4 protein-coding genes are annotated in these 3,293 nt (G+C 34.1%); all 4 read right to left on the bottom strand.

From position 1 onward, the window contains the following. Positions 1-802 (bottom strand): YicC/YloC family endoribonuclease (locus ACY2V1_RS01560; RefSeq protein WP_461833035.1); only part of this gene is annotated, 802 nt, incomplete at its 3' end. Continuing rightward, a complete protein-coding gene (locus ACY2V1_RS01555) occupies positions 799-1,335 on the bottom strand; it encodes a DUF4416 family protein (protein WP_461833034.1) in 537 nt (178 codons plus the stop codon). The genes ACY2V1_RS01555 and ACY2V1_RS01560, both read right to left, overlap by 4 nt. 1 nt (position 1,336) lies before the next feature. Beyond that, entirely contained in the window at positions 1,337-2,638 is a 1,302-nt protein-coding gene (locus ACY2V1_RS01550; protein WP_461833033.1) for a MiaB/RimO family radical SAM methylthiotransferase, read from the bottom strand. Then, a partial coding sequence (locus tag ACY2V1_RS01545; RefSeq protein ID WP_461833032.1) for a tRNA methyl transferase PRC-barrel domain-containing protein occupies positions 2,628-3,293 on the bottom strand: 666 nt, incomplete at its 5' end. The genes ACY2V1_RS01550 and ACY2V1_RS01545, both read right to left, overlap by 11 nt.

Genomic DNA, 3,293 nt, shown 5'->3' with positions numbered 1-3,293 from the left:
TCTGAGCCTTATTACCCAGGGTATTGATTTCCCTAAAGCATTCTTGACAGAGAAAGTCCAGTTGCCTTCCAACATATCCTTCAGAATTAAGCAAATCTAATATTGCGTTAAGGTGGGATGTTAGCCTAACCAACTCCTCTGATACATCCAATCTATCTGCCATAATTGCCAGCTCTTGCATAAGTCTGTCTTGTTCTACCTCTATATCAATTCTCTTTAAAATTTCCCTAACCCTTTGTCTTAAGAGCTCAAACTTATCACTTACCAGGCCATTGGTGATTTGTTCAATTTTGTCCCTAATATCTACCAATCTAGTAAGTCTAGATTTAAGATCTAAAACAAGGTCCTGTCCTTCCCTTTCTCTAAACTGATTCCAGGACAAAAGGGCATTTTCAAGGCCATTTTTCAGTCTATCAACCAGCTCAGATTCTGCATCTATAGCAGATTCTGTCCAAAGGCCAGGAATTGAAACAACCCTATTATAATCAGGAACAAATACCTCACCATTTTCTTTAGCATACCTTTTTAAAAATCCAAACAAAACATCTAGCAAAGTCTCATTTATTTGAAATGGAACTTGGTCATGTTTAAATATTTTAAGCCCCAGATAAATATCTATATACCCTCTACTAACAAATTTTTTTACTTCTCTTAAGAAAATATATTCAACAGATCTCAAAAAAGAGGGTATTTTAAATCTCACATTTAAATTCTTTGAATTTACACTCTTTATCTCCCAATGTTGCATACAAATCTCATCATTTAATTCATAGGAACCATAGCCAGTCATTGACTTAATCATCTATTTCCCTTTAACTTCTTTTTATAATTATCCCTTAAAAACGAAAGAATTTCCTGAAGATCCTTCCTTGCATAATCTGGATATGTCCAGGGAAGAGTCTGCCACCAACCCTTTTGAAAGATTAGGGTAAGGTCAGCCCAAATACCGTTTTTTAAATAAATCCTGTGGGTATATTCTTTTCCCGTAGCTAACACAAACCTCTCAAAAGATAGGATGCCAGGATCTAAATTAAAAATCCTTGATCCATCTTGCTTTGCATATTTCTTTTCTATCTCATTGGTTGTCAATTTTATATCTGACAATTTATCAGGAGGAACAAGCTCCTTAAAGGACAAAACACGCCTATATATGGGAGTTCCAAGTTCCCTGTCATAATAGGTGGTTTCTGTGAATAAAATCATGGGAGATATAAATTCAATCTCTCCCAGGGCATCTTTTAAATCTTCCTGTAGCTTGGGCCAAAATTGATCCCATTTGCTTCCTAAGATAGATAATACTAAAAGGACATCTTTTGGTTTTTTGGGTACACTCATTTTATATCTGTTTAACAATCAAATTTAATTTATCAAGATCAACGGACATAGGTACAGCTTTAATTAACTCTCCCTTTTTTAAGGGTATAGAACTTTTTTTATTTATTTTACAGATAATATAATATTCATTCATACCCACCAATTTTTCTGTATCTTCAACAATGATATTTACCTGGTCTAAAGAAAGAAGTTTTTTTAAAAAATTTCTCTTTTTCTCTAAAAAAAGTTTCCTTAACAAAAAACTTCTTTTTTGTTTAATATCTTTTGGAACTTGATATGGATATTTTGCAGCTGGGGTATCTGGCCTTTTGGAATATTTAAACACATGACCATAGGTAAAGGACATTTTTTTACAAAAATTATAAGTATCCAGAAAGTCCTTATCATCTTCACCAGGAAATCCCACTAACACATCACATCCAAGTCCAAAAACTGGCCATATCTCTCTTAATTTATAGATAAAATCCAAAATATCATCTGGAGAATAATGGGACCTCCCCATCTTTTCCAAGATCTTTTTACTTGCTGACTGAACTGACACATGCAAATGCGGTGCAATTTCAGGACATTTGCTAATTACATCTAAAGCTCCATTATTTAGAAGAGATGGATCTAGTGAACTTATCCTAATGCGTGCCCCTTGATATTTTCTAACGAGCTTTGTTGCAACCAGTTCTATGAGATCCCATACATCTAATTCTTTTCCTAAATAATCGCCTTTAAACTCCTTTAAATTAATCCCACTAATTATAATCTCTTTAAAACCTGCATCTAAAATTCTTTTTACTTCTTCTAAAATAGATAAAACATCTCTACTCTTAGAAGGACCACGTGTTAAAGGGACAATACAATATTTACAATAATGGGAACAACCATCTTGTATCTTTATAATAGGTCTTGCCCTGAAATAATCCTGTATTTTCAAGGAAAAATTATCCATAAAATCATCTTGTTTTGCACCTATGTTTTCTGGAAGGCCCAAAAGCTGGAATTTTTCCCTTTGCGGAATTGTAAGTCTAACTCCATCTATAGCTTTTATCTCTTTTTCCCATCTTGGAATGGCACATCCTGTTACTATTATCTCACATCCAGGGTTTTGTCTTGCAAATCTCCTTGCATACTTTTTTGTATCAGATATTGCCATATGAGTTACAGCACAGCTATTTATCAAGACAATATCAGCCTTTTTGGGATCATGAACTTCAAAAAGTCCTTTTTTAATCCAGGCTTCTCTGATTGCCTCTGACTCATATTGATTGATCTTACAACCAAGGGTCAAAATATAAAAACCTTTACCTTTCATTTCTGATTATTCCACCTCCCAGGACCATATTTCCAGAGTAAAAACAACATATTTGACCTGGAGATGGCCTTGGAATTTTCTCTTTAAAAACCACGTGAACAACCTCCCCTTTTTTCTCCCAAAGGGCCTTTTTAGGCTTCATATTATAATTTACCTGAATCTCTATTTCTTCTGGCCAATTGTCCATGGGAACAAGACAATTTACATCACCCACAACACACCTGTTATGCAAAAGGTCATTCTTTGTACCCACAACTAAAATATTTTGATCAAGGTCCTTATGAATCACATATAAAGGCTCTGAGTAAGGGATCCCAAGCCCACGTCTCTGTCCAATTGTGTAATTAAAAAGTCCTTTATGAATACCCAATTCATCTCCCCCAATCCCTACAATCTTACCAGGTCCTGGAAGCTCTTTTCCCATTTTTTTTAAAAAATCTCTGTAATTTTCTTTTATAAAACAAATCTCTTGACTCTCAGATGTAATAGCTGGGGTAATATTTTTTTTCTTTAACTTTTCTCTAATTTCATCTTTTTTATATCCACCAAGGGGCAATTTAACATCCTTAAAACTATCCTTTGGAACCAAAGACAAAAAATAACTCTGGTCTTTGGCTTTATCTACACCCCTATACAATTTAATTTGATTATCTTG

This window comes from Desulfothermus sp. (assembly GCF_053993635.1).
This window is presented reverse-complemented; position numbering and strand designations above follow the sequence as displayed.